Raw genomic sequence first — 26766 nt, forward strand, 5'->3', positions numbered from 1 at the left:
GCAAACTAAGCATCACAAGGTCAGCCTAACGGCTGGCCTTGTTTTTTGCGGTACGCTAAGTTTGTTGCGAGCTAAGGGTTGACGTTGCGATTGATCGGGTTTTGCAGCGAAATCAGCGTTTCGGTCGATTGCACTTCGTCGATCGCTTGCAGTTTGTCGATCAGCACAAATTGCAGTTCTTCAATCGACTTACACATCAACTTGACGAAGATGTTGTACGCGCCCGTGGTGTAATACGCTTCCACCACTTCATCCAATGCGTTGAGTTTTTCCAGCGCGGAATGATAGTCGCGCGCCGCATTGAGGTTGATGCCGATAAAACAGCACACGTCGTAGCCGAGTTTTTTGGTGTTGACCACTACTTCGGTACCTTCAATGATCTCCGCCGCTTTCATCTTTTCGATGCGCACGTGAATGGTGGCAGGACTGACGTTGAACTGTTTAGCCATCTCTGCATAAGGCGTTTTCGCGTCCGCCATCAGCGTTTTCAATATAGCGCGATCCAAATCATCAATCTTGGCATTGGCTGAATGCATTGTCTGTCCCTTTTCTAATCAGCATATGGGTATAATACTAACAAGGGCAGCTTATCTTTCACAATCAAGGTTTTTTGCTCATAGGCGGAATGAGAGGAAGGTGAGCCAGTGCGATTTTGTTTTTCCATGTTGATAATGCTATGCAGCTTTTGGGCAAGTGCCCATGAGAAAAATATTTTAGTGGTGCACTCTTACCACCAAGGTTTCTTTTGGACTGACTCCTTCCAGCTTGGCCTCGCACAAACACTCGGTGAGCGCGACATCGCTCTGCGTGTGCTTTATCTCGATACCAAACGCAACCAAAGCGCCAGCTTTCTCAATCAGCTTTACTTTCTCTACAAAACCAAAGTGGAACAAGAACGCTTTGATGCGATTGTGGTGAGCGATAATGTCGCACTGCAGTTGATGCAGCGTTTGGCGGAGCCACTGGCGGGCACGCCGGTGATTTTTGGTGGCATTAATAATTACACGCCAGAAATGCACGCGGGTTTGAATGCCACTGGCGTGATTGAAGATATTGATTTGCTGTCGAACGTGTCGCTGATTGAGCGTTTGCAGCCCCAAGCACAGCAAATTTTTGTGGTAACGGACCATTCGATCACGGGCGTCGCGCTGCGCGCGCAGGTGGACAAGTTTTTGTCCCGCTATCCTGAGTATCAGCAAAAAGTACAACATTTAGTGCCGAATACGCTGGCCGAGTTGATTGAGCGTGTGCAAACGCTCGATTTAGACAGCGCGGTGCTGTTTTGGGCTTATTACCGCGATGCCGATGGTACGTTGAGTGATGATGACGATTGGCAGGAACTCAACCGCGTCAGCAGAGCACCGATCTACATGGTGCACGATCTCGGTCTTGGTCATGGCGCGGTCGGCGGTGTGATTCAAAGTGGTTACAAGCAAGGTTTTGCAACGGGTGAAGTGTTGAACCAAGTGCTGGGCTCACCCGCCTCACCTTTACCGAAAGTGAAGGTGGTGGAGCCTGACATCAAACTGGATTATCAAGCCGTGGCGCGCTGGAAGTTAGGGGTGGAAGGCGAGCCAGCCTCGGTGTTGGTCAATAAACCCGAGCCATTTTCAGTGCGTTACGCGCAAGAGATCCGCCTCTACAGCGCGGTATTTGTGATGTTGGTGCTGGTGATTGTGCTGTTAGTCTATTACTTGCGCCGTATTCAACAGAGCGAAACGTTAGCGCGTGAAAGTCAATCGATGCTCGAGTCAATTTTCGACCAGAGTTTGCAATACATCGGTATTTTAGACCGAAACGGCTGCTTGGTTTCCAGCAATGCACAATTGCAAGATCTGCTGTTTTTCCAAGGGGTGCCGCTAGATCGCCCTTTATGGCAACACCAACATTGGGAAGACGCATCTGCCTCTCGTTTGGCTGACTATTTTTCTGCGACGGAAGCGCAACTGAGCACCTTTGAAGCGGAGATTTGGAGTCGCAATCTCGGCGCGATGATGCTTGAAGTGTCTCTCAAACCGCTGCATAGCGTGGGAGATCAGCGAGGACAATACTTGTTTGAAGCACGAGACATCACCTCACGAAAGTTGATGGAAGAGAAGCTCTACAAACGTGAGTCCAACTTACGCAATTACTATGAGCAGCAGCCGGTGATGATGGTGACGCTGGATAAAAACAATCGTATTCAGCAGGTAAACCGTTTTGCTCAGCAGCTACTGGGCTATCAACCCTTAGAAATGCTCGGCCATCTGCTGCAAGAATTCTATTGTGATGCTCAAGCCATGACGCCAAGGCAAATGCTGCTGCAACCGACACCAGCACTGCAAGGGGTTTGGCGTCGAGAGATTGAGTATCGTCACCAAGACGGCAGCGCGGTGTGGATACGCGAAAACATTCGTCCATTGACCGAGTCCGGGCAAATTTTGATTGTTGGCGAAGACATCTCCCACAACAAGCAGCTGGCTCGTCAGTTGGAATACCAAGCCAAATACGATTTGTTGACCGATACCTTTAATCGGAACCAATTTGATATTGAACTCAAACGCGCGCTGCGCGAGGTGGAAAGCCATCGCCGTGTGCATGCGATGCTCTATATCGATTTGGATCAGCTTAAAGTGCTCAACGATACCGCAGGGCATGATGCGGGGGATGGGGCCATTCAATTTTGCGCCAGCATGTTGGAAGAGGTGTTGCCGCATACCGCGATTTTGGCGCGCTTAGGGGGCGATGAATTTGCTGTCTTACTCAAAGACAGCAATGAACACACCGCCATCGGTGTGGCGAAAACCATCATTGCTACATTGAGCAGCCAGCCTTTCATCTGGGAAAAAGTGCAGATAAACCTAACCTGCTCGATCGGCATTCGTATGATTGACCATACGGCCGAATCGCCGCAAATGGTGCATGCGCAGGCAGATACTGCCTGTCATGCGGCCAAAGAGCAGGGGCGTAATCGCTTCAAATTGTTTAGCTTGGACAGCGAAGAGTTACAACGCCGTCAGCAGGAGATGGAGAGTGTTAACCTAGTCCATGACGCACTTGCTAACGACCGTCTAGAACTCTTTGCTCAACGCATTATTCCACTCAGCAAAGAGTGCGACAAAATGCACTTTGAGATCCTAACGCGCATTCGTGACAAACAGGGGGAGTATCTCTCGCCTGCGATCTTTATGCCAGCATCCGAGCGCTACAACATTGCCCACCTGATTGATGAACAAGTGGTGACCAAAACCCTCGACTGGCTTGAGGCGCGCCCAGATGCGCTGCACCAGCTCGGTCGATGTTCGATAAACCTTTCGGGTCACTCGATGGGCAATCCAGAGTTTATGGCGTTTTTGCTCGACCGATTGACCAACAGTGTGATTCCTTGCCATAAACTCTGTCTGGAAATCACCGAAACCGCCGCGATGAAAAACGTCGCCTTAGCGATGGACTTCTTTGCTCAAGTGAAAGCACTTGGCTGCTTGATTGCGTTGGATGATTTTGGTTCAGGGCTGTCATCGTTTGGCTATCTCAAGCAATTGCCCGTCGATGTGGTGAAAATCGACGGCATTTTTGTGCAAGACATGCATCGCAATGAGAGCGATCACATCATGGTGCGAGCCATCAATGAGCTGGCACAGCAAATGGGTAAGCAAACCGTGGCTGAGTTCGTTGAAAACAGTGAAATTATTGCGTTACTGACAGAACTCGGTGTGGATTACGCCCAAGGCTACGTGATTGGTTATCCAACGCCATTGGCAGAGCTGGTGGCACAATGGCAGGACGAGTTTACATCGCGAAGTGGGTCTTGAGAGAATGCATCGCCCAGTTTAGGGCCGATGGAATCGCTACAGTTCCAGCCTTGCTTGCGGTAAACTCGCCAGCCAGTTCCTCATCCATGACGATTTTTCGGAGCACCCTGTGCAACTACAACTGATTTGTGAAGATGCGGCTTTACAGCCTTATCTCGACGCCATTGCCAGCAAATGGCAACTGACCCACGACGCAGACAGCCATTTCGCTCTTGTGCTGACGTTCGAGCGTTTGGAGTTGCGTAAGCTTGATGAACCTAAGCTGGGGGCAATTTATGTCGATTTGGCAGGCGGTGCGGTTGCGCATCGACGCAAGTTTGGTGGCGGCAAAGGGCAAGCCATAGCCAAAGCCGCGGGGCTCAACAAAGGGGCGACACCGACGGTTTTGGATGGCACGGCAGGGCTTGGGCGTGATGCGTTTGTCTTGGCCTCGCTTGGGTGCAAGGTGCAGATGGTGGAGCGCAACCCTGTTGTGGCCGCTTTGCTCGACGATGGCTTAACCAGAGCGAAAAAAGATGATGAAATCGGTGCTTGGGTGAGTGAGCGTATGTCACTGCTGCACGCGTCAAGCCACGATGCGCTCGCCGCGTTAGCCAGCGATGCCGAATTTGTTCGTCCCGATGTGGTCTATCTGGACCCAATGTACCCGCATCCTGAGAACAAAAAGAAAACCGCCTTAGTGAAAAAAGAGATGCGCGTGTTTCAATCTTTGGTGGGAGCAGATACCGATGCCGACGCGCTGCTCACACCGGCGTTAGCATTGGCGACCAAGCGTGTGGTGGTGAAGCGCCCAGACTATGCAGAGTGGCTCGATGGCGTTAAACCCAGCATGGCGATTGAGACCAAAAAGAACCGTTTTGACGTCTATGTCAACGCGTCGATGAGTTAAGCGCTTTTCCCCTCAATCTCTCCTTTTCTTTCCTGTCGCGCAGAAAGAGTCACATTTCTGCGCTTGCCAATTTGCCGCACTCGCTGTATATCTAACTAAGAATTATTATTATTCAAATTGTCGGTAATGTGCAGGCATGGTTTGTGTTGGAGTAGTCGCATGACAAAACGCTTTTGTAAGATGGATAGAAGAGAAATCGCCAGTCAATTGGGTGAGATTCATCAGTTGGTTGCAGCGCCCAAATACCTGTGCCGATCTTGTGCGCGTGCGTCTTCATCGAAAAGTTCGCTGTGTAAGCCGCAAGCCATTCCGAGCCTAAAATCGAAAGCCAAACCCTTGGCGGTAAAGGCTGCCACGCTACCCTCGCCAACGTCGATAGCCGAGAATCAACGTCCGCAAACATTACTGACGGCGGAGTCGGTGAGTGCGTTTGACATTAATTTGCCATCACTGGGTAAAAAACAACTTAAGCAAGCCAAACAGGCGCTGAAAAAACAGCGCAAATACCATAAGAAACTGGCGAAGTTAGCCAAGCAAAAAGTCAAACAACTGCAAAAGCGTGAAAAGTTGGAAGGAAAACTCAACAAATACAACGGCATTTTACGAGTGTTAAGCCACAAACAAGTATTGCAAGGCAGTGCCGATCAAGTGCACTAAGCGTGCTTAAGCAAGAATAACGACTCAGCCCACCGAATGGTGGGCTGAGTGCATGTGGGTCATTGAAGCAGGGCGCTAGGCGAGATAAGGGCTAGGCTTGTGACGCTTTGCGAGCAAAGTCGCGTTCCACTTTGGCTTTGACCCAAGTTTCATTCAGCCACAGCGAAAACAGAATGACCCCGCCGCCCAATGTTAGGCGCAGAAAATCGACATCGCGATTCCAAATCACGATGTTGACGATAAGCCCCGCTGGCACCAAAGCGTTGTTCATTACCGCCAAGGCTCCAGCATTAACCAACGTTGCCCCTTTGTTCCAGGCAAAATAGCCCAAGCCAGATGCAATCAGGCCTAAGTAAATCAAAATTCCCCATTGCAGTTCGGTGGTGGGCAGCTTGCTCGGATTGCCCATTAAAGCAAACGCCACTAAGGCCACACACAGTGCACCAAGGTAGAAGTAGCCAAATACCGTGTGTTGTGGCAACTCGAGTTGCTCTTTCTCCATGATGTATTTGTAGCCCACTTGGCCAATGGCAAAACAGAGGTTTGCTCCTTGCACCACCAAAAAGCCCAGCAAGAAGTTCGGGTTAATGGTGGCAAATTTGATAAAGACGGCGCCTAATACGGCGATGATGGCCGTCACCAAATACCAAGGAGAGAAGCGCCCGTGCAGCAAATCGTAGATCAGCGTGACGTAGATCGGCGTAAAGACGGTGAACAGCAACACTTCAGGAACAGACAGCAGCAGAAACGATTGGTAATAGAAGCAGTACATCAAGCCGAGCTGGAAGCCGCCGACCACCATTAATTTACCGATCAGACGCTTGCTGACCCCTTTGAATTTGAGGAAAGGAACAAACACGACGCTGGCGAGTGCTACGCGCATCAGCACCGAAAACCAAGAATCCACCTGACCGGCGAGGTAAACGCCAATCAAGCTAAATGAAAATGCCCATAACAGGGTGACTGCGGAGAGATAAAACATAGTGATAACGAGTAAATAACAAATGTCCGCAGTCTACCGATTTGCCGAGAAGGGCAAAAGCAAAATCACTCTTTAAGTGGTACAACCAACATATCAACCGGAGAGCAGTTGATCAGTTGACGAGTAGAAGAGAGCAGTTTACTCCAAAAATCTTGGTGATGGCCGCACACCAGTAAATCCACTTGGTACTCACCAATGGTGTCACACAGTTCATTGCTTAAATCGCCGCTGCCGACCAAGGTATGAGTGATCGGGAAGTTGGCATATTCCGCCAGATTCGCCAGTTGTGTGCGCGAGGCTTCCATCGCCTGATGTTGTGCTTCGGCCATGTTGATGTCGATAAGTCCGGTGTACAGCTCGGCGTAATTCACATCAATATGAATAAAGGATACTTTCGCTTCTAAAGCTTTTGCTAAAGAAACAGCTTTATCGATCAATAGCTTGCTGTCGTCAGAAAGATCAACCGCGACTAAAATGTGTTGATAACTCATGGTGTGCTCTCCTGTATCGTTTTCCCCCTCGGGTATAGTTAAAACATAGCACTTAGGTGAAGAGTTTTTTGCCAAAGGGATCTCAGATCCAATCCCATGTAACAAAGAGTTATCGAATTTTTCGTGGTATAGTAGCTCAAAACGGATACAAACAATCAGGAGTCCTCATGCTGTCTCAGACTATGGTCGAACAATTGAATGCGCAAATTAATCTGGAATTTTTCTCATCCAATCTATACTTACAAATGAGTGCTTGGTGTGAAGATAAAGGATTTGATGGCGCAGCACAGTTTTTAAGAGTGCACGCTGTGGAAGAGATGCAACACATGCAACGCCTGTTCACTTACGTCAGCGAGACGGGTGCATTACCGATTCTGGGCGCGATTGCAGCACCAAAACATGATTTTGCAAGCTTGGGTGAAGTGTTCCGCGAAACGTATGAACATGAACAAATGATCACTCAGCAGATTAATAAGCTCGCTCATGTTGCGTTTACCAGTCAGGATTATTCAACCTTTAATTTCCTGCAGTGGTATGTCGCAGAGCAGCACGAAGAAGAAAAATTGTTCAAAGGGATTTTGGACAAAATTGAACTTGTTGGTGAAGATGGCAAAGCCCTGTTCTTCATCGATAAAGATCTGGCACAAATGGCGAAAGAAGGTTCATCTTCAATCATGGATGCTCCAGCAGCTTAACGGAACAGCCAGTTTCCGTTAGCGGGTTAGAAAGACATTGATTGTCTTTTTCTCTTGAGCATTGATGAAGATGTAGGGAGGAAAAGATGATCAATGGAGATATTATCCTGTTTGCGCTTATGGTGGTAACGGGGGTTAACCTCGCTCGTTATCTTACCGCTCTTCGTTCACTGATTTATATCATGCGTGAAGCGCATCCACTGTTATATCAACAAGTGGATGGTAACGGATTTTTTACCACTCACGGCAATGTCACCAAACAGGTGCGACTCTACCACTATCTGAAAAGCAAAGAGTACCACCATCATCACGATGAAGTTTTTACTGGGAAATGCGATCGGGTAAGAGAGTTATTCGTCCTGAGTGTAAGCTTGACCGGTGTGACTTTGTTGGCTGCATTTCTTCTGTAGCCAGTGCTTGGAAAATAACCCCCTTTGCCGTTAGAATAGCGGCGAAAAAGTAAGGATGTGCCAACTGCACATCCTTTTTTATTGTCAGAGAGATTTTCCAGCATGAGTAACAAGTTTGATGTGGTGGTGATTGGTGCCGGTGCGGCGGGATTGATGTGTGCTGCCGAGGCAGGCCGTCGTGGCCGCAAAGTGTTGGTGCTTGACCACGCGAAAAAGCCAGGCCGCAAAATTCTCATCTCCGGTGGTGGTCGTTGTAATTTCACCAACAATGAGGTCTCGGCGAAAAACTACTTGTGCCGGAATCCCCATTTCGTCAAATCCGCCCTGTCGCAGTACAGCAACTGGGACTTCATTTCGATGATCTACAAGTATGGCATTGAGTTTGAAGAGCGCGACCATGGTCAGTTGTTCTGCCTCGACTCTGCCAAAGAGATCGTCAACATGCTGCTGAGTGAGTGTGACCAGCCGAACATTGCCCAGCGCTACCAGGTACTACTCACCGAAATCGAGAAAACCGAGCAAGGTTTTGTGCTGCGTGCTGGCGCAGAGGCATTTGAATGCCAATCTCTGGTGGTGGCGACGGGTGGCTTATCGATGCCAAAACTGGGCGCGACCCCTTTCGGCTATAAAATCGCTGAGCAGTTTGGTATTCCAGTGGTGCCGACCACCGCAGGCTTAGTGCCATTTACGCTGCATAAGCAAGACAAAGAAGATTTTGCTGAGCTCTCGGGGATTGCCATTCCGGCGGAGATCACCGCAGAAGATGGTACGTTGTTTAAAGAAGCACTGCTGTTTACCCATCGCGGCTTATCTGGCCCTGCGGTGTTGCAAATCTCCTCGTATTGGAAGGCTGGTCAAGCGGTGAGCATTAATCTGGTGCCTGAGGTGGATGTGCTGGAGCTGCTGCAACGCAATTTGGAAAAACACCCAAATCAGAGCATGAAAAACACGCTGGCGAAAGTGCTGCCTAAGCGCCTCGTCGAAGTACTGATCGAGCGTAACGAGCTGACGGACAAACCTCTTAAGCAATACAATGGAAAAGAGCTGCAAGAGATTGTCGAGTATTTGGAGCATTGGAAAATTGCGCCTAATGGCACTGAGGGCTACCGCACGGCGGAAGTCACGTTGGGCGGTGTGGACACCGATTACCTTTCCTCAAAAACCATGGAGTGCAAAACCGTCCCAGGGCTGTACTTTATTGGTGAAGTGATGGATGTGACAGGTTGGCTTGGCGGCTACAATTTCCAGTGGTGCTGGTCGAGCGGCTTTGTCGCGGGGCAGTGGGTGTAAGCTCAAGGAAACACCAATAAAAAAACAGAGGGACGGTTCAACCGTCCCTTTGCTTTTACAGGTTATCTCTTTCACCAAGAATCAGTGATTTTGTACCAGCGTCAGCGCTTTACGTGACACTTCATGCGCGGCTTTGTTGAGGTTTTGCTTCTCAAGCGCATCGGCTAGGAAAGCGTAGTCGGAAACACTCGAACGTACTTTCAGTGCCGTTTCAAAGTGCGACTGTGCTTGTGGCCATTTGCCTTCACGGAAATACAACTGCGCCAGTGCGCTGTGCGCTTCGGCGTTGTGGTTGTCGTTTTTCACATTCTGTTCGAGCATCACAATCACAGGATGCACATCGCTAAGGTTGAGTTGTGGCAGTAGTGCGTACAGCTCTGGCGATGGTGATTTTTTCAGTGCTTCTTTGATCACGGTGAGTGCTTCGTGGTCGGCTTTACGGGCAATCAACTGTTTGGCAAAGCAGGCCACCAAATGTGGATCTTGTTTGACTTTGCGTGGCAGTGTATTCCAGTGTTTGATTAATCCTTCACTGCCTTGCTGCCCAGCAACGTCGGCCAGTAAACCGCACTGAGCTCGTTGGTGCATCTGTTCGGCGTCCTCTGGGGAGATCAACGCTTGCTTGTTGAGTGTTGGCAAGAGGTCAATCAGAGGCTGCCATAACTTGAGCTCTAGGTAAGTGGTTTTGAGCAAGTTCAGCACAATCGGATTATTAGGGTAGCGACCTTTGAGAGACTGCAAGCTATCAAACGCCAGCGCAAATTCGCCCTCTCGTACCAACTGCTTTGATCGGGTTAGCTCTACCGCCAAGTAGGCATTTTCTTGCTCGGCAGCCAATGCTAAGTAGTGATCGCGCTTGGCTTTGTCACCTTGGCCATCCGCTGCTTCTGAGGCCACTAAGTAACAAAGCAGAGGCATGTCATGATGGTTGGCCCAGCGTGTCACTTTCTTCTCTGCGCCTTTCCAGTCGCCTTCCAACAACTTGATGATGCCTTCGTTGGTGTAACGACGAGAGCGGCGCATTTTGCGTACGCTAAACCAGTTCCACGTGGTGAAACCGGTATAGAGTACTTTTTTAACTAGGTATTCTAAGCCAAACAAACCGGCCAAAGCCGCGACAATGAAAATCACCAAGGTGGTGACGCTCATTTCAATCGTGGTGTTGGCGATCGAGATCAGCACATAACCCTGCTGGCCAGAAAACTGGGTACCGACAAACAGCCCGGCACCAAGCACGACAAAGAGGAAGATCAAACGAATCATTGCTGCGCCTCCGTGCTGGTCATGCTAGTGACTTCACGGCGTAGACGTTCACGAATTACATCCGCCAATTGATTTTGCGTTTGCAGTTTTACAGGGTATTGCACCTGAATTTTTTGCTCGCTGAGCTGTTTCAACGACTGAGTAAACTCTTTCACCGTGTTGTTATCTTGGTTAAAGAACGCTTGCGACCACGCTTCTGCGGTGGTGAGTGAGGTGGTGTAAACCTCACCTTGTTCTTGATAGACCGCTTTGATGGCGGTTTCGATCTTCGCTTTGATGTTCTCTTTCAGATAGAAGTGCTGCTCTGGCGACAACAGTGGAATGACGTTGCCATCGCGAGTACGGAAGGTAATAAAGTTCTCTGAGAAGGCTTTGAGCGACGCCATTAAGTTGTTTTGCCAGTTGTTGATGTCGTCAGAGACTTGTTGTTTCTCGACGGTCTTCGCTTCTGGCAGAATGGCATTTGCCAATGGCAATTGGTCGACTTGTTGTTGCAGTGCGGTCAAACGCAGTACTAAACCATCGCGGTCAATCAGTGGAATGGTTTTCAGATCGGTAATGTCTTTGGCCATCGCTTTGCGCAGAGGCACGAGGCTTGGATCGTTGAGTGCCGCGATGCGTTGGTCGGCACTTTCCATCAAGCTGGTGGCACTCACGACGTCATGCTCAAGGAACAGTTTTCGGCCCGCCAGTTTGACGAGGTAGTCGGCTTCCGCCAATAACCAATCGTTCGGGCGACGGCCTTTTACGTCCGCCATTGCAAGTTGCAAGCTTTCGATGCTTTTCTGCTGCTGAGCCAGCACCACTTCTGCTTTGTGAGTGACTTCGGTCGCTTTGGCGACGGTCTCTTGCTTCACTTGGTTAAGCTCAGTGCTCATCGCGCTTTGCGTTTGTTGCAACTGATTTTGCAGCGCAGCGATTTGTGCCTGATATTGGCTGTTTTGCTGTTGAAGCTGGAACGCCACGCCGCCAGTGCCCAACAACGCAATGATGATGGCAAGGATACTGAGTTTTTGGCTCGGTTTTTTATCTTCTTTCTTTGCAGCGGCTGCTGGTGGCGGTGTTGTTGGTGTCACCGTTGGTTCATCGGCTGAAACGGACGCAGTCGATTCGGTGTTCGATGTTTCTGGCGTGGAGGCGTCAGAGGTTATTGGTTGAGAAGTTGTTTCTTCAGGCTTATTTGGCTCGTTATTTTTTTTACTTGTCATGAGTTTGTCCTGTGTTACTTAGGCTGGAGAGCAGCCAGTAAATCTTTGTTCGAGGCACTTCCTACATTGCAAACCTGAGTAAAGCCAAGTTGGGTCGCAATGGCAGCAATACGTTCGCTGGGAACCAGCAAGCGTTGTTGATATAACCAAAATTTACCCTCATCACTCATTTGAGCGTGGAGGTAGTCGAGTTGTTCTGCACTGGTGACAATCAGAGTGTCGACTCCCTGATCGCGCCATAAGGTGAGAGAGCTTACCGCATCAAAGGGGATCAATTCTCTCTGGTAGGTCTCACAATACCGGACGTCAGCCCCTCGTTGGCTCAATGCCTGATGTATCAGTTCTCGTCCGCCGTTACCGCGCAGAATCAATACGCGTTTTCCTGCTATCCGATTGAACACTGGGAGTTGTAGGAGGTGCTCGCTATCACTGACCGTCGGGTAGTTTACGTCTTGGTGGGTAACTTTGCTCAAATAGTGTGCGGTTTTTTGACCAACGGCAAGGTAAAGCGCGTTTTGCGGCCAGTTTTGTTGCTGTGCTTTGAGGATGTGTTCGGCGCATTGCACCGCATGTTGACTCACTGCGATGATCACATCGCTTTGTTTCAGGTCGTTGGCGAGGGTGTTGAGTGAGCTATTCGCAACGATATCAATAAGAGGGTGCTGGAGTGCAGGGACTCCAGCTTGTTGAAGCAGTTGGCAAAGCGCTTGGCCTTGCTCGGCTGGCCTTGTTACCAGTACCGCCATGTTATTCGTGGTCTTGGTACAACTTGGTGAGGATCTCTCTGGCACCCTCATCCAGCAGTTGATTGGCCAATTGCACGCCTAATTGTTCCGCCTGCGCGCGAGGGCCACGAATTTCACCACGGACGATTTCGCTGCCATCTGGCTCGCCCACCAACGCACGGAGCCAGATCTCATCGCCCTCAAGCAGCGCATAGCTACCGATTGGCACTTGGCAGCCGCCTTCTAAGGTGAGGTTCATGGCGCGTTCGCATTTGACGCGATCGGCCGTATCGGCGTGGTTCAACGGTTCGAGAAGTTTGAGAATACGCTCATCGTTAGTACGACATTCAATGCCCACGGCACCTTGGCCGACGGCTGGGAGCGATTGTTCTGGCTCAATAAAGCTGCGGATGCGCTCTTCCAGCTCAAGACGTTTCAAGCCAGCGGCCGCGAGAATGATCGCGTCGTATTCACCTGCATCGAGTTTGCTTAAACGAGTGCCGACGTTGCCGCGCAGTTCTTTGATCACCAAATCTGGGCGATAGGCTTTCAATTGACATTGACGACGCAAGCTACAAGTGCCGACAACCGCGCCTTGAGGCAGTTCATCAACATGATGGTAGGTGTTTGAGACAAAGGCATCGCGAGGATCTTCACGCTCACAAATCGTCACCAAACCTAAACCTTCTGGGAAATCCACTGGCACGTCTTTCATCGAGTGAACGGCGAGGTCTGCACGCCCTTCCAGCATTGCCACTTCGAGCTCTTTGACAAAAAGGCCTTTGCCACCCACTTTGGCAAGAGGGGTATCAAGAATCACGTCACCTTTGGTCACCATGGTCACCAGCTCGACTTCCAAGCCCGGATGGGCTTTTTGTAGCGCGTCTTTTACGTAGTAGGCTTGCCATAGAGCGAGGGGGCTTTTGCGTGTTGCGATTCGGATTGGCGTTGAGTGTGTCATTGTCTTCCCAATATCTTGAACGTTCTGATTTGGGCTAATCCTACCACTCTCACTGCTAAAGTCTTACTGTTAGTTGGTGGAACTGATGCTAGGGTTAACGAAATGGTACGTGAGACTGAAATAGTGTGATTGGATTCTCATTTGGCGGATGGACTATTATTAGTTATAAAGATTACAAGCGACACTTAGCCGCCGAGTTTGAGGCCGTGTTCTGCCTACCACCAATGCGATTTGTTGTGGTGAAGAATGCAGCGCATTTGTCTTTACCAATACGGATGGAAGTGTTAAATTGATCACGTTTTTTAGCCAGGATGGCTCAAAACTTATGCAGACGTGTCTCAATATTGAAACCAAGGATATCCCTTGCAGGCTTATACCGAAAAATTAATCCAGCGATTAGATACCCTCAACCGGCAACGCATCGAGCGTGCGCTGGCGCTTATGGATTTGCAAAGTCAGCAAGTATTTCACCTCATCCCGGTTTTACTGCACTTTAATCACCCCGCTATTCCCGGCTATTTTGACGCTGATGTTCCCTTTGGGGTGCATGGGCTTAAGCTCAACGATATTCAACAGCAGTTTGTTGATGACACGGAGTTAACCCTAGGTCAGTCCTTACCTCGCGCGCCGCATGCGCAAATTCTTGGTCTCTATACCATGGGCAGTACCTCGTCCATTGGCCAAAGCACCTCCAGTGATCTCGATATTTGGGTCTGCATTCCTACACAAATGGGCCATGACGAAAGAGAGAGCCTCGCCAATAAATGCTTACTGATCACCGATTGGGCGCAGATGCATGGCGTAGAAGCCAACTTTTTCTTGATGGATGAAGATCGTTTCCGCAGCAACCGCTCGGAAGAGATGACGGGTGACAACTGTGGTTCGTCACAGCATATGTTGCTGTTGGATGAGTTTTATCGTTCAGCGGTACGTCTTGCTGGGCAGCGTTTGTTGTGGCAAATCGTGCCGCCTGAGATGGAAGAGTGCTACGAACAATACGTGGCAGAGCTGTGCAATGGTGGCCACATCAATTGCAATGAGTGGATCGATTTTGGTCAACTGAGCCGCATTCCTGCTGAAGAGTACTTTGGTTCGAACTTGTGGCAGCTCTACAAAAGTATCGACTCGCCATACAAGTCGGTCTTGAAGGCAATTTTGCTTGAAGCGTATTCGTGGGAATACCCACACACGCAACTGCTGAGTATCGACAGTAAGCGTCGTTTCTTTGCTCATGAGCCAGATCTCTATGGGATGGATGCGTACTATCTGATGCTGGAGAAAGTCACTCGCTATCTCGAACGCATTAATGACCACACACGTTTGGATCTGGTGCGTCGCTGCTTCTACCTCAAAACCCATGAAAAACTCTCGCGTGAACCGGGTGTCGGTTCCGTGGCGTGGCGCCGTGAAGCGTTGCACGAGTTGACCAGCCAATGGCAATGGTCGCAGGAAGTGATTGTCGAGTTAGACAACCGACGTAACTGGAAAGTGGAACAGGTCAAAGTGGTGCATCATGCCTTGCTTGATGCCTTGATGCAGAGTTACCGTAACTTGATTCAGTTTGCGCGTCGCAACGATATTACCTCGGCGATTAGTCCTCAGGACATCAGTATTCTTGCGCGTAAGCTCTATGCGGCGTTTGAAGTGTTGCCGGGTAAGGTGACGCTGCTCAACCCACAAATTTCTCCAGATTTGCACGAACCCGATTTGAGTTTTATTGAAGTGCGCGAAGGGCGCATCAATAAGTCCGGCTGGTATCTGTATAAGCAACCGCTGATTGCGCACCGTATTTTAGGTCAACCTTACCTTGAGCATCATGAATACTTAAGTAAGTTGGTGGCGTGGGCCTTCTTCAACGGTTTGATCACTGAGTCCACCCGTTTGCACGCGGTGGTGCGAGAAGCACAGCTCGACATCGATAAGTTCTATCAGATGGTGAGTGATTTACGTAATACCTTCTCGCTGCGTAAACGCCGTCCGACCATGCAAGCGTTAGCCAGCCCATGTGAAATCAGCCAATTGGCGATGTTCATCAACTTTGAAAACGATCCAACCGCAGAGCTGTCTGGACGCTCACTAAAAGTCGATCTCAAGAACGCTGACATTTTCAGTTTTGGTACGGAACAGAAATGTTTGATTGGCAGTGTTGACCTGGTTTATCGCAATTCTTGGCATGAAGTGCGGACTCTGCATTTCCGTGGCGAAACCGCGATGTTGGATGCACTGAAAACCGTGTTGGGCAAAATGCACCAAGACGCGATTCCGCCAGAGTCGGTGGATGTGTTCTGCTACAGCAAAAACTTACGCGGTGTGATGCGCAATATGGTGTATCAACTGTTAGCTGAGTGCATTGATTTGCGCCTTAAGCCGGTGGAGCAAGAAAAGCGTCGCCGTTTTAAAGCGATTCGCTTGGCGGCCCAAACCTTCGGTTTGTTCTTTGAACGTCGCGGCGTGTCGGTGCAGAAGTTAGAAAACTCGGTCGATTTTTACCGCAGCATCTCCACCAATAAACTCAAGGGCTCACCTCTGTTGATGCTGGATCGTGAAGACGACTATCATCTGCCGCCCGTGGTGGATGGTTTTGCCAGCGAAGGCTTGATTCAGTTTTTCTTTGAAGACACGGAGAAAGGCTTCAACATTTATGTGTTGGACGAAGCCAACCAAGTGGAAGTGTATCACCAGTTTAGCGGCTCTAAAGATGAGATGATCGCCAGCGTGAACAGCTTCTACACCGCGGTGAAAGACGACAAGCATGTTGCCTCGAAATGCATTAACTTCAACTTGCCTCAGTATTACCAAATCATTCATCCGCAAGAGGAAGGGCAGGAGTCGTACATTATTCCTTATCGTAACGATGCCTGTACTCAAACGAAGATGTCCAAAGCGGTCAACGTATAGTTACCTAGCCGCTTAATGGCTTAACGATAGCTACGCGTTTTAGTCTACTCGAAACACAAAGAGCACCGAAAGGTGCTCTTTGTGTTTGTGCGTTGCTGGTGTGAGACGACGTTGGTTTAAGCCCAATCGATCGATTCACCCGCGTGCTTTTCACACTCTTGTTTGACCATGTGTGCAAACTCAACGCCAGTCTTGGAGCAAATCCACTGACCCGCTTTGTATTGGAAGTGGAAACCGCCGGATTTCGAGGCTAACCAAATTTCTTGCATCGGCTCTTGGCGATTGATGATGATTTGGCTGCGGTCATCAAATTCTAACGTCATCACGTTGCCCGTGGTTTCGTAATCGATGTCTGCGCCTGATTCATCAATCGCTTCTTCAATGAGTTGTAGCTCGTTATCCACTAGTTGATGAAATTCAGTATTGTTCATCCTATCTATCCTATTGCTTTTCCTGAGTGTGGTGCGATTATAGGGGGCATTGAATCAATAATCACGATATGCAAAATGAAAAAAATACTTACTGTGCTGTTAACCTTGTCGGTAGCGCTATTGGCCGGATGTGGTCAATCGGGCGCTTTGTACATTCCAGATGACGCTCAACAATCTGAGCAATCACAGTAGGCATCGCAACTGATTTAGCAGTCGACCATATTATAAGGGAAGTGAATTTTGGATTATTTCAATTATCAGGACGATGGTCAGCTCTGGGCGGAAGAGGTTTCCTTAACCAGTCTGGCTGAGCAGTACGGCACACCTCTGTATGTTTATTCGCGTGCGACGCTAGAGCGTCACTGGCATGCGTTTGACCGCTCGGTAGAAGGGCATCCTCACCTGGTTTGTTATGCGGTGAAAGCCAACTCGAACCTGGGGGTACTGAACACCTTGGCGCGATTAGGCTCTGGTTTTGACATCGTATCCGGTGGTGAATTGGAGCGGGTGTTGGCCGCTGGCGGCGACCCACGTAAAGTGGTGTTCTCTGGTGTGGGCAAAACCGAAGCGGAAATGCGCCGTGCGCTTGAACTCAACATCAAGTGTTTTAACGTCGAATCGGAACCTGAACTTGAGCGTTTGAACCGCGTTGCGGGAGAGTTGGGTGTGAAAGCGCCAATCTCACTGCGCATTAACCCGGATGTGGATGCTCAAACCCACCCTTATATTTCAACGGGTCTGCGCGACAATAAATTTGGTATCGCCTTTGACCGCGCGCCAGCGGTATACCAATTTGCCCAGAGCCTAGCAAACCTTAACGTCCAAGGTATCGACTGCCATATCGGCTCGCAGCTTACCGCAATTGAACCGTTTATCGATGCGACCGATCGCTTGCTTGCTTTGATTGATGATTTGAAAGAGCAAGGCATCAACATTCGCCACCTTGATGTGGGTGGTGGTCTTGGCGTGGTGTATCGTAACGAATTGCCTCCGCAGCCATCTGAATACGCCAAAGCGCTATTGGGCCGTTTAGAAAATCACCAAGATTTGGAACTGATTTTTGAACCAGGACGCGCGATCGCTGCGAACGCGGGCGTATTGCTGACCAAAGTAGAATTCCTCAAGCACACAGAACACAAAAATTTCGCCATCATTGATGCAGCGATGAACGATTTGATGCGCCCTGCGCTGTACCAAGCGTGGCAAGACATTGTGCCCGTTCAGCCTCGCCAAGGCGAAGCGGTGACTTATGATCTCGTGGGGCCAATTTGTGAAACGGGAGACTTCCTCGGTAAAGACCGTTCACTGGTGTTGGCAGAGAACGATTTGCTAGCGGTTCGCAGTGCGGGCGCTTATGGCTTTGTCATGTCGTCCAACTACAACACTCGTGTGCGTGCGGCGGAAGTGATGGTGGATGGCAAACAGCATTATCTGGTACGCCAGCGCGAAGAATTGCGTAGCTTGTGGGAACTAGAACACATTCTTCCGGAGTAACGAGCTTTTTATGCATTTCCATTTTTCTAAAATGCACGGTTTGGGTAACGACTTTATGGTGGTCGACTGCATTACTCAAAACGTTTACTTCTCTCAAGAGCTGATCCGCCGTTTGGCGGATCGCCATACTGGCGTTGGCTTTGACCAATTGCTGGTGGTGGAAGCACCTTACGATCCTGAGACGGATTTCCACTATCGTATTTTCAATGCCGATGGCAGTGAAGTGGAACAGTGTGGCAATGGCGCGCGCTGTTTCGCTCGTTTTGTTCGGATGAAAGGGCTGACCAATAAATACAGCATCAGTGTCAGCACCAAGAAAGGCAAAATGATTCTTGATGTGGAAGAGGACGATCAAATTACCGTCAACATGGGTGTGCCGGAGTTTGAACCGAACAAAATCCCTTTTCGCGCCAAGCAAAAAGAGAAAACCTACATCATGCGTGTTGGCGAAAAAACGCTGTTTTGTGGTGCGGTGAGCATGGGCAACCCACATGTTGTGACTGTGGTGGATGACGTCGATAGCGCAGAAGTGGAGACGTTAGGACCATTGCTTGAATCGCATGAGCGTTTCCCAGAGCGCGTCAATGCCGGATTTATGCAAGTGGTCAACCGTGAACAGATCCGTCTGCGCGTGTATGAGCGTGGTGCGGGTGAAACGCAGGCTTGTGGCAGCGGTGCGTGTGGCGCGGTGGCGGTCGGCATCTTACAAGGCTTGTTGGATGAAAATGTCACCGTGAGTTTGCCCGGTGGCGATTTGCACATTCATTGGCAAGGTCCGGGTAAGCCACTTTACATGACTGGCCCTGCCACTCATGTGTTTGATGGCCAGCTCTCTTGTTAAGCGCTATCCGCTCGTTGAGTTTGTATCGTTAGAGGAAACGTTTTGTCTTACCCTGAAGCCGATGCTCTGACCGCCGAAGTGGTGGCGGAGTATCTTCAAGATCATGCCGATTTTTTTGTTCATCGTCCGGAGTTGGTCGACCGCTTGAACTTTCCGCACCCGGAGCAAGGTACCGTCTCCTTGGTGCATATTCAGCTGAATCGTCAGCGTCAGCGTATCGAAGCGTTGGAAGAAGAGATCACGACCTTGATGTCTTTGGCAGCGAACAACGATCGCACCTTTTATGAGTTCATGGACCTGCAAGAGCAGATCCTGCGTTGCCGCGATTTTCAACAAGTAGTCAAAGCGATTGAGCAAAAAGCGCATGAGCTTGGTCTGGTGGCCTATGTGCGTTTGCTGAACCAATGTGAAGCAAAGCATCAACTGAGCATGGAAAACTATCAGCGTTTTGCCACCAACCATCTCAATGGCAAATCGGCGTATTTGGGCCGTCTGCGCAACGCTGATCGCGAAGCGCTGTTTGGTGATTTACCTGTGCCAGAAATGGGCTCTTACGTGGTCTTGCCGCTGGTGAAGCAACATCCCCTTGGTTTGCTGGCGTTTTCCAGTGCCGACGGTGGTCATTTCCAACCGGAGATGGATACCTTGTTCTTACGTCATCTCTCATTAGTGGTGGCCCATTTAGCTCAAACCCTTGCCTGGCAATTGCAGCATGACGACAGCGTCAAACACACCACTGCCTAGTGGCCTGAGAAAGCCGCTTGATCAGTTCTACGAGTACTTGCGTGCGGAGAAAGGCTTAAGCCTGCACACCCAGCGCAACTACAAGCAGCAACTGGAAACCATGGCGGAACACTTACACAGCATGGGGCTCAAAGCGTGGCCGCAAGTGGACGCAGGTTGGGTGCGCCAACTGGCGGGCAAAGGGATGCGCGAGGGGATGAAGGCGAGCAGCATCGCGACGCGTCTGTCTTCGCTGCGCAGCTTCTTCGACTTTTTGATTTTGCGTGGCATCCTCACGGCCAATCCAGCCAAAGGGGTTTCGGCTCCGCGTAAAAAACGTCCTCTGCCCAAAAATCTCGATGTTGATGAAGTGAATCAACTGCTTGAAGTGAATGAGGATGATCCGCTGGCCATCCGTGATCGCGCCATCATGGAGCTGATGTACGGTGCGGGATTGCGCTTGGCCGAATTGGTCGATATCGATGTCCGTGATGTGCATTTGCGCAGTGGCGAAATTCGCGTGATCGGTAAAGGCAACAAAGAACGCAAAGTGCCTTTTGCTGGCATGGCGGTCGAGTGGGTCGGAAAATGGCTAAAAGTGCGCAGTGGTTTGGCAGACCCAAGTGAACCGGCGTTGTTTGTCTCGAAGCTGGGCACGCGCATTTCCCATCGCAGTGTGCAAAAGCGCATGGCGGAATGGGGTCAAAAACAAGCCGTGGCGAGCCATATTACGCCGCACAAACTGCGTCACTCATTTGCTACGCACATTCTCGAATCGAGCAATAACCTGCGTGCGGTGCAAGAATTACTTGGTCACGAAAACATTTCGACCACGCAAATCTATACACACCTCGATTTCCAACATTTGGCCGATGTGTATGATCAAGCGCACCCAAGGGCGCGTAAAAAATCTTCTCAACACAAAGAGGAAGATGAATGAAACATTACCGCCCGCTGCAGCCGATCGCGGCAATGACCTTCGACTTAGACGATACCTTGTATGATAACCGTCCGGTGATTGAACGCTTGGAGCGTGAGGTGTTGGCGTGGCTCGCCGCGCAGCATCCTGCGACACAAGTGATGAGTCATAGCGATTGGTCTCAGTTAAAGCGTGAAGTGGCGGCAAGCTCCCCGCAATTGCGCAGTGATGTGACGCAGCTGCGTCATCAGCAACTGACCCAGGCATTTTTGCGTCTTGGGTACGATGTGGTGGCAGCGCAGCAAGCGGCGGATGAGGGTGTTGCGGTAGCGTTGTATTGGCGCAGCCAATTGGTAGTGCCATCAGAAACGCACCGTGTCATGAGATTACTGGCGGACAAGCTGCCTTTAGTGGCGATCACTAATGGTAACGTGGATGTCGCGGCGATCGGTTTGCAAGGCTACTTTCAAGCCATCTTAAAAGCGGGCCCTGATGGAGTGGCTAAACCAGCGGGCGATCTGTTCCAGCGTGCGGAGCAGATCTTGCAGTTGCCGGCGCAGCGCATTCTCCATGTTGGCGACCACTTGCTCTCGGATGTACATGGTGCCAATTTGCATGGTTTTATGTCGTGCTGGATCAATCCAAAGCAGATCAATCTACGTCAGCAAGCCAAAGCCAAAACTCTTCCTAATTTAGAAATCAATGAATTAAGTCAGTTACTCCTACTTTTGTAAGCCCGCTCTCAATCCTATCAATCTTCCCCGCATAACGCTGGTTTTGCTGGAAAAAGCATCATAAATTAGAATTCTCACAATTGGAACACGCAGGGTTTGCGCCCATTTGACGTCGGGGTTGATACGGATATGCAGACTTTCTCGTTCTGGGTCGAGGATCTTACGCAGTTGCAAGCGATGACCACCGATTATCGCTGGGATGCGCACAATACCTATTTGGTGCAGATTTTCTCCACTCAGACGGCCTCTATCACACAGGGATACGCACGGCATCTGTTGGCGCATTTGCCGAATGTGGACATCATTGGCCACAGTACGCAGCACACCATTTATGGCGGTGAAATTTTAACCGGCGGGTGTTTGGTGGTGATCGCAGAATTTTGTCACACCACACTGACTTCGGCAGTGGTGTCCTATTCAGGATCCGCAGAACTGGATGGTTACGATTTATACCAAGCATTGCAATTAACCCCCGCCAGCCGAGCGGTGATCAGCTTTTCCGTGCAAGTAGAGCGGCAAGATTACCCGCTGTACGGCGCGTTCAATGAAGGTATCGCAACGCCAGTGTGTGGCGGTTTAGCACAAAGTGGCGCTGACGGATGTTGGGTGCTGCACCAAGACCAGCTCTACACGCAAGCAGTGGTGGCCGTGGCTTTGCACAGTGAACAGCTTAAAGTATGGACCAGCGCGTACTCAGAGTGGAACCCGGTTGGCATGTATCATGCCGTTACGGCCGCCGAAGGGCAGCGTCTCATTTCTCTTGGCAATAAGCCGGCCTACGAGGTTTACAAGCGCTATTTGGCCGATGGTCATGAACTCTCGGCTAGCCATCTGCTCAATTTTCCGCTCTACCGAGAACGAGGCAAACACAAAGAGGTGTGTGCGGTACGTGAGATCCACCACGATGGCAGTATCTCTTTCGATAAAACTTGGTCTATCGGCGATCAGGTGCGTTTTTGCTACAACCACCCTTCGTTAACTCTAGAGCAGCTCAAGCATGGCGTGGTGGAGCTGGCACTGCATCAACCGGAAACGGTGTTTATCTACAACTGTGCGTCTCGGCTCGACTTTATCGATGGTTGCCAAGAAGTGGCGCCTTTTCATCAGATCACGACCAGTCACGGCAGCTACTGCATGGGTGAGTTGTATCACGACGGTCTACAGCAAGAGATTTTGCACCACAGTTTGACCTATCTGGCGATGCGCGAAAGCGATGAAGTGACCGAACTCAAACTGCCCGCTGATGATGTCGACAGCACCATTTCACCGCTGTTTTGTTTGATTCGTAATGCGATTGCCGATCTCGACCAGGTGCAGTCCCATATGGAGTATCAACTAGAGCGGCAAACGCTGAAACTGCAAGAAAGTTATCGCCGTGACAGTCGCACAGGGTTACAAAATCGCATCGCCCTGAAAGAGTATTTGTCGACCATTCGCGATGATGAACATTTGTTGACCTTAAAGCTGCTCAACTTCAGCCACATCAATGAAAAGTATGGCTATCAAGTCGGCGATGAGCTGCTGCGTATGTTGTCGGTGAGTTTCTTAACTCGTCTCAGGCGGCGTTTGGGCAAACAGGCAGATATGCAGTTGTACAGCATTGGTGTTGGCGAGTGGGCATTTGTCTTTCGTGCTGAAATTTGTGGTGAGACCATCAAGCAGCAGTTTACCCGTTTTGCCGATGTGATTGAGCAGACTAACTTTGAACCGTCTGGCTTGGAACAAGTGGATTACCTGTCAATTTCATTGTGCGGTGGCTTGGCCAGCCGGCGAGATTTTCCGCAAGCCAGTGGTGACGAACTGCTGCTCAAAGCGATTGAGGCGCGGCGCGCTGGAGTGCGTAGCAACACCCATATTTGCAACGCCAAAGACATTCAGGTGAGTGACGAGCGACGCAAAGAGCAACTGGCTTGGCTCAGTTGCGTCAGTCGGGCAATCTTGCAGCAAAATATCGTCACTTACGCGCAGCCTTTGTTTCACGCCGACGGCACCACTCCCTACTCACAAGAATGTTTGGTGCGAATCGTCGAAAACGACGGACGCATTATTTTACCAGGGCAGTTTTTGCCAATTATTGCCGACACCCACCTCTATACCCGTTTGAGCCGCCATATGATTCAAAGCACCTTGAACTATATGCGAGAGAGAGACGGGATGTTTTCGATTAACCTTTCCCCGCAAGACCTGATGAGCGATAAAACCATGCTGCTATTGGAAACGGCGATTCGTCAGCTCAATGACCCTAGCCGTATCGGTTTGGAGGTGTTGGAATCGGAGCAGATCAAAGATTATGGCCGGATGATTGAAGTGTGCAGCCATTTCCGTCAGTTGGGGGCGCGCATCATTGTTGACGACTTTGGCTCGGGTTACTCCAACATCGACGAAATTATTAAGCTTGAGCCAGACATCATCAAACTCGATGGCAGCTTGATCCGCAACATCGACCAAGACAGCAAACAGCGCAAGATCGCCAGTCAGTTGGTGCGCTTGTGTCAGGTGCTGGAAGCGAAAACGGTGGCGGAGTTTGTCCACAATCAGCAGGTGTGTGAAATCGCCCAAGACATGGGAGTGGATTACTTACAGGGCTATTATCTCGGCCAGCCAAGTCGTTTATTCTGAGGGGTACGGGTTAGCCCTAGATGGAGCATCAGGGCTAACCTCTGTGTTGTTAAGGCTCGCTTTTTAGCGCGTGGCCACTGCGATCGGCATGAAACGCCGCCAAATAATGGCGCAGCAGTTCGGTCATTGACGTGGCGTTGTGTGCTTCACCGAGTTGTTTCACTAACTCTGCCGCAATCTCTAAGGTGCACAGGTTGCCTTGTTGCTGATTGCGTCTTAGTTGATAGTTCGACGCGCTGTCGCCGTGTAAAGCGAGCTGTGGCAGTGCTTTTAGCCACTCGCTTTTGTTGAGCATCTTTCGTGCTTCCTGCCATGTGGCATCAAGAATGATAAACAGTGGCTGGCGCTGGGTTTGCTGGGCGCGCTCTTTTATTTGAGTCAGGGTGATACTCTGTTCACTGGGGTAGAGCACCACAGGCATAAACTGCGCATCGCTAAGGAGATCCAATAACGCTTGCGGAGGCGCTGCGCGTTGCCAAACGAACTGGCGCACGGGCAAACGGCACCAATGCAGTAATTTCCCGGTATTGGTTTCTCGCTCGACCTCATTGGGGTGCATCAATAGCACCAGTGCGACCTCACTTTGCAGTGATGGAAACTGGTCACACAAGCATTGATAACGCAGCCCACACTGAGGGCAGGCTTGTGGCTTCACAGTTTCACTCCTTCGCGTACCGGGCTGATGCCATCAGAAAACAGTTCTACCTGACTGATCTGCTCACCAAGCGCGACAGGCGCAACGCTCGGATTGAGTGGATAGCTAATACCATCATATTGCATCAGGTGTGACTGAGCTTTGGCGCCGCCGCCACTGACGTTGAAGATAAGATCTTGCCAGCCGTGGTTGCGTTGATTGCCGAGGTAAATCGGTGTGTTCACCAAGGTAATGCGGCTATTGAAGCGCCAAGTTTCTTGATGATTTTCAAAAATCAGCAGGGTACAGCCACCCGAGCCGCACCAATCCAATTGCGCCAGCAGTTCTTCTTTGCCATCTCCATTGAGATCGTACGTTAGCCAGCGGTATTGGTTATTGCTTGGATCGGTTTTGTGCAGACGAAAATACTCACGTATTGCCTGATCAACATCGCGACGAAACTCCGCGCTGGAGGCTACGTTACGGGTGTCTGTGGGAACGGCAGTTTGAGTGGTGATGGGAGTGTCACTCATCATTTCACCTGCGGCGGCGGGATACAAAATCAGCCCCCCTTGAGCAATCGGATAGACCACCTTGCCGACTTTTTCCTTGTCCGCTTTCAGCTGTGAGCCCGTGCGGGTGAAAATGCGTTCGGTGACTAATTTTTGCCCCTGATGATGCGTCATCACGACTTGGATCTGGTTGGGATTGAGTTGCTGCCAGTAGCCTTTTTCCACCAAAGGACGCTCTTCATTGGCATAGAGATAACGCGTTTCAGCGCTGTGGTCTGCGTTGAGCTGCATGTGCACGCTAAAACCGGAAGATTGGGTTGAGGTGGCTGTGTACAAACCACCCCAACCGAGCGTGGCATCGATGTTCGAGGTGGTGGCACAGCCAGATAGCTGGGTATCTTGCCAGTCAAGCGTTGCTTTCCATCCGTAAAGGCTGTTGCTCATGGTGTCTTTGCACAAATTTTCGCTGAGGAGCAATTGGCCGTCATCAAACTGATACTCGCGTTTTCGGGGGCTGAGTTGGCTGCGGCTAATCACACGCGTTTGCTCTTGTTTGCTCAGTTGCTTGATGGTCAGCTGATTGGCAGCAAAATCGATACGCCAGTTGGGCTCATTACCAAATGCTTGCGTTGGGCGAGCGGCTTGCTCGCAGCGGGTTGGGTTGCTGGCATCGACTAAGTTGAGTTGCTCCACCACAAACAACGCATCGTATTCCGAAGCAAAACCTTCATCACCGGTGGTTTTTAAATGGCCGATCACTTCGCCATACATGGACTGATAGGGCAGGCTGGTCAGCGCCATCAATTGCTGACGTTGCTGAGCACTTAGCTGTAGCCAATATTGCTGCGTACTGCCGCAAGGTGTGATGTATTGTGCTTCATGGCCGACGACCAAACTGCCTGACAGCATAAAGCTCTGTGCGATCACCGACTCTGGCTGGCTGAGATTGGCCGTTGGCAGCACAGGAGCAGATTGAGTGGCGACGGGGGCGCTGGTTGAACACGCTTGTAACAGCAACAGTGTCGATAGGGCGACTGGGTTTTTAAACGCCTTCATGTTATATCTTTCTCCATCTCTAAATCTGCTTGGACCGCATTATGGCATATTGGTTGTTTAAAACTGAACCGGACACCTTTTCTATCGACACTTTACGCGTACAAAAGGTTTCATGTTGGGAGGGAGTGCGAAATTATCAGGCAAGAAATATGCTGCGTGATGAGGTTAAAGAGGGCGATTGGGTGATGATTTACCACTCCTCGTGCAAGCAGGTTGGCGTGGCAGGGATCGCCAAAGTGGTTCGTGAAGCCTATCCCGATCATTTTCAATTTGATGCCAACAGCGACTATTACGACGCGAAATCAACGCCAGAAAAACCGCGTTGGATAATGGTCGATGTGGAATTTGTGCGCAAAACCGAACGGGTGATCCCTTTGGCGGTGTTGAAAGCCATGCCCGAGTTGGAAAACATGCCATTGGTGAAAAAGGGCAATCGCTTGTCGGTGATGCCAGTGACGGAACAAGAATGGCAGGCAATTTTAACCAAAGAAAAACTGCCGAGCCGCCGTTAGTCTTGCCGATGTGAAGCAAGGTTGGCTCAAA

The 26766-nt window shown here is 50.2% G+C and carries 25 protein-coding genes; 15 read left to right on the top strand and 10 right to left on the bottom strand.

Annotated features, from left to right (window positions below; genetic code table 11):
• Positions 1-71: 71 nt before the first annotated feature.
• Entirely contained in the window at positions 72-536 is a 465-nt protein-coding gene (gene asnC / locus VV1_RS05290) for a transcriptional regulator AsnC (protein WP_011079126.1), read from the bottom strand.
• 126 nt (positions 537-662) lie between these two features.
• Between asnC and VV1_RS05295 the strand changes: the two genes are divergently transcribed.
• From VV1_RS05295 to VV1_RS05305, 3 genes are all read left to right on the top strand, one after another.
• Entirely contained in the window at positions 663-3791 is a 3129-nt protein-coding gene (locus tag VV1_RS05295) for an EAL domain-containing protein (RefSeq protein WP_193387260.1), read from the top strand.
• 109 nt (positions 3792-3900) lie between these two features.
• Entirely contained in the window at positions 3901-4680 is a 780-nt protein-coding gene (locus VV1_RS05300) for a class I SAM-dependent methyltransferase (RefSeq protein ID WP_011079128.1), read from the top strand.
• A gap of 159 nt (positions 4681-4839) precedes the next feature.
• Complete coding sequence (locus VV1_RS05305; protein WP_011079129.1) at positions 4840-5337, top strand: hypothetical protein; 498 nt, start codon at positions 4840-4842, stop codon at positions 5335-5337.
• 91 nt (positions 5338-5428) lie between these two features.
• On the opposite strand, the gene VV1_RS05310 is transcribed toward VV1_RS05305, so the two are convergent.
• Positions 5429-6319 carry a carboxylate/amino acid/amine transporter gene (locus VV1_RS05310; RefSeq protein WP_011079130.1) on the bottom strand — a complete coding sequence of 297 codons (891 nt, stop codon included), beginning with the start codon at positions 6317-6319 and terminating at the stop codon, positions 5429-5431.
• Between the two features lie 65 nt (positions 6320-6384).
• Positions 6385-6810: a universal stress protein UspA gene (gene uspA, locus VV1_RS05315; RefSeq protein ID WP_011079131.1), complete on the bottom strand. Its 426-nt coding sequence runs from the start codon at positions 6808-6810 to the stop codon at positions 6385-6387.
• Positions 6811-6977: 167 nt separating this feature from the next.
• Here uspA and ftnA point away from each other — a divergent pair, with 167 nt between their 5' ends.
• The 3 genes from ftnA (at position 6978) to VV1_RS05330 (ending at position 9205) form a co-directional block, all read left to right on the top strand.
• Positions 6978-7505 carry a non-heme ferritin gene (gene ftnA, locus VV1_RS05320; RefSeq protein ID WP_011079132.1) on the top strand — a complete coding sequence of 176 codons (528 nt, stop codon included), beginning with the start codon at positions 6978-6980 and terminating at the stop codon, positions 7503-7505.
• An 86-nt stretch (positions 7506-7591) separates the two neighbouring features.
• Positions 7592-7915 (top strand): universal stress protein UspB, encoded by a 324-nt coding sequence (gene uspB, locus VV1_RS05325; protein ID WP_011079133.1) that lies wholly within the window; start codon positions 7592-7594, stop codon positions 7913-7915.
• A gap of 102 nt (positions 7916-8017) precedes the next feature.
• Complete coding sequence (locus tag VV1_RS05330) at positions 8018-9205, top strand: BaiN/RdsA family NAD(P)/FAD-dependent oxidoreductase (RefSeq protein WP_011079134.1); 1188 nt, start codon at positions 8018-8020, stop codon at positions 9203-9205.
• Positions 9206-9286: 81 nt separating this feature from the next.
• Here the strand turns inward: VV1_RS05330 and VV1_RS05335 are convergent, their stop codons facing one another.
• The 4 genes from VV1_RS05335 to hemC are packed head-to-tail and all read right to left on the bottom strand — an operon-like array spanning position 9287 to position 13362.
• A complete protein-coding gene (locus VV1_RS05335) occupies positions 9287-10468 on the bottom strand; it encodes a heme biosynthesis protein HemY (protein ID WP_011079135.1) in 1182 nt (393 codons plus the stop codon).
• A complete protein-coding gene (locus VV1_RS05340; RefSeq protein ID WP_011079136.1) occupies positions 10465-11676 on the bottom strand; it encodes a uroporphyrinogen-III C-methyltransferase in 1212 nt (403 codons plus the stop codon). The genes VV1_RS05335 and VV1_RS05340 overlap by 4 nt, the downstream gene beginning before the upstream one ends.
• 14 nt (positions 11677-11690) lie before the next feature.
• A complete protein-coding gene (locus tag VV1_RS05345; protein WP_011079137.1) occupies positions 11691-12422 on the bottom strand; it encodes a uroporphyrinogen-III synthase in 732 nt (243 codons plus the stop codon).
• A gap of 1 nt (position 12423) precedes the next feature.
• Positions 12424-13362: a hydroxymethylbilane synthase gene (gene hemC / locus VV1_RS05350; RefSeq protein ID WP_011079138.1), complete on the bottom strand. Its 939-nt coding sequence runs from the start codon at positions 13360-13362 to the stop codon at positions 12424-12426.
• A 363-nt stretch (positions 13363-13725) separates the two neighbouring features.
• Here hemC and VV1_RS05355 point away from each other — a divergent pair, with 363 nt between their 5' ends.
• Positions 13726-16260, top strand: a complete 2535-nt coding sequence (locus tag VV1_RS05355; RefSeq protein WP_011079139.1) for a class I adenylate cyclase — start codon at positions 13726-13728, stop codon at positions 16258-16260.
• A gap of 116 nt (positions 16261-16376) precedes the next feature.
• Here the strand turns inward: VV1_RS05355 and cyaY are convergent, their stop codons facing one another.
• Positions 16377-16691 carry an iron donor protein CyaY gene (gene cyaY / locus VV1_RS05360; protein ID WP_011079140.1) on the bottom strand — a complete coding sequence of 105 codons (315 nt, stop codon included), beginning with the start codon at positions 16689-16691 and terminating at the stop codon, positions 16377-16379.
• A gap of 75 nt (positions 16692-16766) precedes the next feature.
• Here cyaY and lptM point away from each other — a divergent pair, with 75 nt between their 5' ends.
• The 7 genes from lptM (at position 16767) to VV1_RS05395 (ending at position 24021) form a co-directional block, all read left to right on the top strand.
• Positions 16767-16883: an LPS translocon maturation chaperone LptM gene (gene lptM, locus VV1_RS25525; protein WP_013570924.1), complete on the top strand. Its 117-nt coding sequence runs from the start codon at positions 16767-16769 to the stop codon at positions 16881-16883.
• A 48-nt stretch (positions 16884-16931) separates the two neighbouring features.
• Positions 16932-18185, top strand: coding sequence for a diaminopimelate decarboxylase (lysA, locus tag VV1_RS05370; protein ID WP_011079141.1), 1254 nt, complete (start codon positions 16932-16934; stop codon positions 18183-18185).
• A 10-nt stretch (positions 18186-18195) separates the two neighbouring features.
• Entirely contained in the window at positions 18196-19026 is an 831-nt protein-coding gene (gene dapF / locus VV1_RS05375; RefSeq protein ID WP_011079142.1) for a diaminopimelate epimerase, read from the top strand.
• A gap of 42 nt (positions 19027-19068) precedes the next feature.
• On the top strand, positions 19069-19770 hold the full coding sequence (locus tag VV1_RS05380; RefSeq protein ID WP_011079143.1) for a DUF484 family protein: 702 nt from the start codon (positions 19069-19071) through the stop codon (positions 19768-19770).
• Positions 19739-20689, top strand: coding sequence for a tyrosine recombinase XerC (gene xerC / locus VV1_RS05385; RefSeq protein WP_011079144.1), 951 nt, complete (start codon positions 19739-19741; stop codon positions 20687-20689). Before VV1_RS05380 ends, xerC begins: the two co-directional genes overlap by 32 nt.
• Complete coding sequence (gene yigB / locus VV1_RS05390) at positions 20686-21402, top strand: 5-amino-6-(5-phospho-D-ribitylamino)uracil phosphatase YigB (protein ID WP_011079145.1); 717 nt, start codon at positions 20686-20688, stop codon at positions 21400-21402. Before xerC ends, yigB begins: the two co-directional genes overlap by 4 nt.
• Before the next feature lie 129 nt (positions 21403-21531).
• Complete coding sequence (locus VV1_RS05395; RefSeq protein ID WP_011079146.1) at positions 21532-24021, top strand: bifunctional diguanylate cyclase/phosphodiesterase; 2490 nt, start codon at positions 21532-21534, stop codon at positions 24019-24021.
• A 49-nt stretch (positions 24022-24070) separates the two neighbouring features.
• Here VV1_RS05395 and VV1_RS05400 read toward each other — a convergent pair whose 3' ends face one another.
• A complete protein-coding gene (locus VV1_RS05400; protein ID WP_011079147.1) occupies positions 24071-24676 on the bottom strand; it encodes a tRNA-uridine aminocarboxypropyltransferase in 606 nt (201 codons plus the stop codon).
• Positions 24673-26223 (bottom strand): COG3650 family protein, encoded by a 1551-nt coding sequence (locus VV1_RS05405; protein ID WP_011079148.1) that lies wholly within the window; start codon positions 26221-26223, stop codon positions 24673-24675. The genes VV1_RS05400 and VV1_RS05405 overlap by 4 nt, the downstream gene beginning before the upstream one ends.
• 41 nt (positions 26224-26264) lie before the next feature.
• Here VV1_RS05405 and VV1_RS05410 point away from each other — a divergent pair, with 41 nt between their 5' ends.
• Complete coding sequence (locus VV1_RS05410; RefSeq protein ID WP_011079149.1) at positions 26265-26735, top strand: EVE domain-containing protein; 471 nt, start codon at positions 26265-26267, stop codon at positions 26733-26735.
• Positions 26736-26766: the final 31 nt, after the last annotated feature.

Source organism: Vibrio vulnificus CMCP6 (assembly GCF_000039765.1).
In the GTDB taxonomy this organism is placed as follows: domain Bacteria; phylum Pseudomonadota; class Gammaproteobacteria; order Enterobacterales; family Vibrionaceae; genus Vibrio; species Vibrio vulnificus_B.